At 67.6% G+C, this 5,898-nt stretch carries 6 protein-coding genes; 5 read left to right on the forward strand and 1 reads right to left on the reverse strand.

Annotated elements, in window-relative coordinates; all coding sequences use genetic code 11:
- The first annotated feature begins 194 nt into the window (after nt 1–194).
- From Y706_RS0114935 to Y706_RS0114950, 4 genes are all read left to right on the forward strand, one after another.
- Nucleotides 195–3,170, forward strand: coding sequence for an FtsK/SpoIIIE family DNA translocase (locus tag Y706_RS0114935; protein ID WP_028277223.1), 2,976 nt, complete (start codon nt 195–197; stop codon nt 3,168–3,170).
- Between the two features lie 87 nt (nt 3,171–3,257).
- Entirely contained in the window at nt 3,258–3,830 is a 573-nt protein-coding gene (pgsA, locus tag Y706_RS0114940) for a CDP-diacylglycerol--glycerol-3-phosphate 3-phosphatidyltransferase (RefSeq protein WP_243181800.1), read from the forward strand.
- The gene (locus Y706_RS0114945) at nt 3,827–4,369 is read left to right on the forward strand and encodes a CinA family protein (RefSeq protein WP_043436239.1); all 543 of its coding nucleotides are present in this window, start codon (nt 3,827–3,829) and stop codon (nt 4,367–4,369) included. The genes pgsA and Y706_RS0114945 overlap by 4 nt, the downstream gene beginning before the upstream one ends.
- A 139-nt stretch (nt 4,370–4,508) precedes the next feature.
- Nucleotides 4,509–4,961 (forward strand): helix-turn-helix domain-containing protein, encoded by a 453-nt coding sequence (locus Y706_RS0114950; protein WP_026538316.1) that lies wholly within the window; start codon nt 4,509–4,511, stop codon nt 4,959–4,961.
- 114 nt (nt 4,962–5,075) lie between these two features.
- Here Y706_RS0114950 and Y706_RS0114955 read toward each other — a convergent pair whose 3' ends face one another.
- Nucleotides 5,076–5,585 (reverse strand): MarR family winged helix-turn-helix transcriptional regulator, encoded by a 510-nt coding sequence (locus Y706_RS0114955; RefSeq protein ID WP_028277226.1) that lies wholly within the window; start codon nt 5,583–5,585, stop codon nt 5,076–5,078.
- A gap of 41 nt (nt 5,586–5,626) precedes the next feature.
- On the opposite strand from Y706_RS0114955, the gene Y706_RS0114960 reads away from it, so the two are divergent.
- A complete protein-coding gene (locus Y706_RS0114960) occupies nt 5,627–5,863 on the forward strand; it encodes a DUF3046 domain-containing protein (RefSeq protein WP_028277227.1) in 237 nt (78 codons plus the stop codon).
- The last annotated feature ends 35 nt before the right edge of the window (nt 5,864–5,898 follow it).

Consider the following 5,898-nt stretch of genomic DNA (forward strand, 5'->3'; position numbering starts at 1 on the left):
GCCTCAGGTGGTTCACCGGGTGTAAGCCCTTCACACCGCCCGGCGCATGCCTGGTCAACGGCCTTCCCCGCCAACCCGCAGCCTCAGAGCCGCGGGAGGCGGGGGAGGCCGTTCCCGTTGGTGGTGGCGGCAACATGATCCCGGGCGCCCGGAAATTCGGGGTTTTCGGCCCGGCATCCGGTACCGTGGCGGGTATGGCGACTCGTACTTCTTCCGCGCCTAGAGGAAACTCAAGCGGCAAATCAGGCAGTTCTCCCGGCCGGGGGTCCCGTCCCGCTGCATCCAAATCCGCCCGGCCGCGGGGAGCCGCAGGTGGCACCGCAGGTAGAACCGCAACCACCGCGCGGACCCGGCAGTTGGCCGTTGTTGAGCCGCACCAGCCCTGGGTAGTGAGGGTGCTGGCCGGTGCCTGGCTGGGCGTCGCCCACGTGATCGGCGCCGGCATCCGGCGGGTCGGCCACGACGTCAGCGACCTCGCCCCCGAGGACCGCCGCGACGGCGCCGCCCTGTTCAACCTGGCCCTGGGAGTCTTCGTTGCCACCTTCGCGTGGTGGGGGTTCCAGGGCTGGCTCCCTGACCTCGTGTTTGCGATCGTCAACGGCACGTTCGGCTGGATGGTCCTGCTGCTGCCGCTCATGCTGTTCGTGTGCGCCTTCCGGCTGTTCCGCCAGCCCGACGACGGCCGCGGCAACAACCGGGTCGGCATCGGCTTCCTCATCATGACGTTCGCCGGTTCCGGGCTGGCGCACATCATTGGCGGCCAGCCGACCGTCGCCGACGGTTTCGATGGCCTGCGCCGGGCCGGCGGCATGCTCGGCTACCTAGCCGCCGCCCCGCTGGCCGCCGTGCACACCGCCGTCCCCGTCGCGGTCTACGGCCTGCTGGCCTTCACCTCCCTGCTGATCGTCACCGCCACGCCCTTCGGCGCGATCCCTGGCCGCCTGCGCGACGCCTACGAGCACCTGATGGGCATCGACCTGCAAGACGACGACGGGGGCGACCGCCACGACCGCAGCTACCTGTACGAGAACGACGCACCGGCCCCGCCCCGGAAGAAGCGCAAGCGCCTCTTCGGCAAGGACCACGACGACGAGTCCGGCCTGGAAGGCTACGTCGGCGACGAGGCCTTCGAACGCGCCCTCATCGCAGATGAGGAAGCGGCCGACGCACCTCCGGCCAAGGGCACGAGGGGCAAGGCGCGCTCTGGCGTGGAAGCCGACGCCGCGCCCGACGTCGCGCCCGGCGTCCGCCGTCCCACCCAGGCCGAGATCGCCGTCGAAAAGATCAAAGCCGCCCAGGGCCTCGGCACGGCAGGATCCGCCGGCGTTGCGGCGGAGTCCAGCGGCGATGCCACCGAGGCCATCCCGCTGGTCACTCCGGGGATGGTGGCCGCGGGATCGCTCAATGCAGCCGCTGCGGCCGCCAAGGTCCCCTCCAACCCGGTCGCGCCCGCACCGCTGCCCACCCCCATTCCGCAGCGCACCGAGCAGCTTTCCCTGGCCGGCGACGTCACCTACACCCTTCCGGCGTCGGACGTGCTGACACCCGGTTCTATCCCCAAGGAACGCACCGAGGCCAACGACGCGATTGTCGCCTCGCTCACCGAGACCCTCAACCAGTTCAACGTGGAGGCGCAGGTCACCGGCTTCAGCCGCGGCCCCACCGTGACTCGCTACGAAATCGAACTGTCCCCGGGCACCAAGGTGGAACGGGTCACCGCCCTGTCCAAGAACATCTCCTATGCCGTGGCCAGCTCGGATGTGCGCATCCTGAGCCCCATCCCGGGCAAGTCGGCCATCGGCATCGAAATCCCCAACACGGACCGCGAAACCGTGTCCCTGGGCGACGTGCTCCGCAGCCAGAACGCCCGTCGCACCGACCACCCCATGGTCATGGGGGTCGGCAAGGACGTCGAGGGCGGGTACGTCGTGGCCAACCTGGCCAAGATGCCGCACCTGCTCGTGGCCGGCGCCACCGGTGCCGGCAAGTCCTCGTTCGTGAACTCGATGATCACCTCGATCCTGATGCGGGCCACCCCGGACGAGGTCCGGATGGTCATGGTGGACCCCAAACGCGTGGAACTCACGGCCTACGAGGGGGTCCCGCACCTCATCACCCCGATCATCACCAACCCGAAGAAGGCGGCCGAGGCCCTGCAGTGGGTGGTCCGGGAAATGGATGCCCGCTATGACGACCTCGCCAATTACGGCTTCAAGCACATCGATGACTTCAACAAGGCTGTCCGGGCCGGCAAGGTCCACCCGCCGGTGGATTCCAAGCGCGTCATCAAGCCGTACCCGTACCTGCTGGTCATCGTGGACGAACTCGCCGACCTCATGATGGTGGCCCCGCGCGACGTTGAAGACTCGATTGTCCGCATCACGCAGCTGGCCCGTGCGGCCGGCATCCACCTGGTCCTGGCCACCCAGCGCCCGTCGGTCGACGTCGTGACCGGCCTGATCAAGGCCAACGTGCCCTCCCGCATGGCCTTCGCCACCTCCTCTGTCACCGACTCCCGGGTGGTCCTGGACCAGCCGGGCGCCGAGAAACTCATCGGCCAGGGCGATGCCTTGTTCCTGCCGATGGGGGCCTCCAAGGCCATGCGTGTCCAGGGTGCCTGGGTCACCGAGTCCGAGATCCACAAGGTCGTCGAGCACGTCAAGGGCCAGCTCAAGGCCGTTTACCGCGATGACGTCGCGCCCGAGGCGCAGAAGAAGCAGATCGATGACGACATCGGGGACGATCTCGAGGTCCTGCTCCAGGCAACCGAGCTCGTGGTCACCACCCAGTTCGGCTCCACCTCGATGCTCCAGCGCAAGCTCCGCGTCGGCTTCGCGAAGGCCGGCCGCCTCATGGACCTGCTCGAGTCCAGGGGTGTGGTGGGGCCCTCCGAAGGTTCCAAGGCGCGCGACGTGCTGGTCAAGCCCGATGACCTCGCCGCCGTGCTGGCCGCGATGAAGGGCCAGGACGGTCCGGTGTCCGCCGACTCGCAGACCGCGGCGCTGAGCGATAACGCCAACGCGAACATCGCCCAGGGCGGTTACGCCGAGGACCTCGTGGCGGCGGACCTGGAGAACCGCACCCAGGCGATCGACTACCATGACGGCGCCGACGGCGGTTCCGGCGACGAGGACGGCTCAGAGGACGCCTGGTCGCTCACCGGCCGGTAGCGCAGAAGGTAGCCTAGGAAGGTGAATAGCGCCGAAGCCAACGCCGGATCCGCCTCGCGGATCTGGAACCTGCCGAATGTCCTCACGATGCTGCGGATAGTGCTGGTGCCGTTCTTCGTCTGGTTCCTGCTCCTCGACGCGCCGGGGCTGCAGGCCCAGAACGGCGTCTGGCGCTGGGCGGCCGCCTTCGTTTTCGCGGTCGCCATCTACACGGACAAGCTCGACGGCGACATCGCCCGGTCCCGCGGCCTCGTCACCGATTTTGGCAAGATTGCTGACCCGATCGCCGACAAGCTCCTGATCGGTTCCGCGCTGGTCATGCTCTCGTTGCTCCAGGAACTGCCCTGGTGGGTCACCATCCTGATCCTGGTCCGGGAGTGGGGCATCACCGCGCTGCGCTTCTTCGTCATCCGCTACGGCGTTATCCCGGCCTCGCGCGGCGGAAAGCTCAAGACGGTGGTGCAGACGGCGGCCATCTTCCTCTACGTCCTTCCGCTGGCATCCCTCGCCCCGTGGCTGGGCGTCGTGGCGTTCATCGTGATGATGGCCGCCCTGGCCATCACCCTGTGGACCGGCGGCGAATACGTCATTGAGGCGCTCAAGCTGCGGTCCGCCGGCATCAAGGCAGAGAAACAACGTTCAAGGGAGAACAAGCCATGAACCAGCCGGACCCCGTTCCTCACCCCAATCTGCACCCCAATCTGCACCCCAATCTGCACCGCCTGGCGGAGCAGGCAGTCACCGGCGCCCTCGGCCGCGGCCTGACCGCCGCCACCGCCGAATCGCTCACCGCCGGCATGATCACCGCCGTGCTGGCCGACACGCCCGGGGCCTCCGGGATGCTGCAGGGCGGCGTGGTGTCCTACGCCAACAGGGTCAAGTCCGACGTTCTTGGCGTCCCCGCTGAGCTGCTCGACGCCGTTGGCTCCGTGGACGGCCAGGTAGCCGCAACCATGGCCGACGGGGCGCGCCGCATCTGCGGCGCCGATATCGGCGTTTCCACCACCGGCGTGGCCGGTCCCGAACCGCACGACGGCAAAGCGGTGGGCACGGTCTTTGTCGGCATCGCCACGGCGGAAGGATCGACGTCGTACCCCTATTCCTTTGACGGCAGCCGTGCCGAGATCCGCGCACTTGCGTGCGGCGCCGCGCTGGAGCGTCTGCTGGAGGCCCTATCTTCCGAAGGCTACCGGGCGTAAAGTTGCCGGGAACAAAAGTTGATTCCGAATAGTTGTTACATTGTGTCGCTTCCAAATGAGGGAGGCGCCTAGGATGAAAACATCAGCAGAGTCCGCCCCCACCGGCGGACTCGACAGTACGAGGAGCAAGGCGATACAGATGGTAAAGCAGCCCGTATCCGTAAACGGCGTTGTCCGCTGGAAGGATGTGGGCCTCGCCGATCAGGCCAAGAGCGAACAGAAGGAGCGCAAGATGGTTGTACTACGTCACGAAATCGGTGATGTCCTGCGCGATGTCCGCCAGCGCCAGGGCCGTACGCTCCGCGAAGTCTCGCACAGTGCCCGCGTTTCCCTGGGCTACCTGAGCGAAGTGGAACGCGGCCAGAAGGAAGCCTCCTCGGAGTTGCTCTCCTCGATCTGCTCGGCCCTCGATGTTCCGCTTTCGAGCATGCTCCGCGAAGTCAGCGACCGCGTCGCGGTCGCCGAGGGCGTCGCGGTTCCGGACACCGTCCCCCAGGAGTTCGCGCAGCGCTATGGCCGCGACCTCGACCGGGAACTGAACTCCGATCTCACCGACGAGCTGGCCAAGGGCCTCCTTTCCGGAGCGCGCTAGCCCGCCACTCACCTAAGACCTAAGACATAAAAGAGGACCTCCGGCCCAGGCCGGAGGTCCTTTGACGTGTTGTCCTTTGACGTGTTTCGGTGACCAGGGTTCCCGGTGGGGGAGTCAGGCGTGCTCGTCCCGGGGGAAACCGTCGCGCTCGTAGGTGGCATTGAGCTTGGCCATGTACATGGCCAAAGCCTGCAGATCCTCGGCCGGCCATTCCGCCAGGCGTTCCCGGAACACCTCACGCCGTGCGTCCTGGACCTGGTGCATCCTTTCCTCGCCTTCGGACGTCAACCGGATGGCCTGCGCCCGGCCGTCCAGCGGGTCCGCCTCCTTCGACACGAGGCCGAGGCCCTCGAGGAAAGCAATCTGCCGGCTCACCGAAGGCTTGCCGACGCCGATGCAGGATGCGAGGTCGGTCAGCCGGATGGGGCCCTGCTTGCGGATCACGCTGAGCAGCCCGTAAGCGGCGGGTTCCATGTCCGGGTGGACCTGGCGCGAGAGCTGGTGGGAAATCGACCGGCCCCGGCGCCAGAGCAGACTCAGCTGGTTCTCGACGGCGTCCAGGGCGGCGTCCGCGCCGGCGGTATCGGGAGCGGGATCTCCCGCGGACTCAGTTGGGTTGCTCATGGCAACCATTCTAGAGTCCCCGGCCGTGAGAGACTTTACTCGTGCGAATCAGTGACTTTTGGCGGCTTATGGACGACGAGTTCGGCGCGGGATACTCCCGCGTCCTGAGCAATTCGCTGGTCCTGGCTGGGGTCGGAGGCCGCACCGCGGACCAGGCCCTCAGCGCCGGCATTCCGCCGCGCCAGGTGTGGCTTGCCCTGTGCGACGTCCAGGACGTTCCGCCGGAACGCCGCCTGGGCCGCGACGTCAAACCCCGTGACACCACCGGGCCCCGCTGACGCCCGCGCCGTCGCGCTGACGCCGGCTGAGCACC

The organism is Arthrobacter sp. I3, from assembly GCF_000520575.1.
GTDB lineage: Bacteria > Actinomycetota > Actinomycetes > Actinomycetales > Micrococcaceae > Arthrobacter > Arthrobacter humicola_A.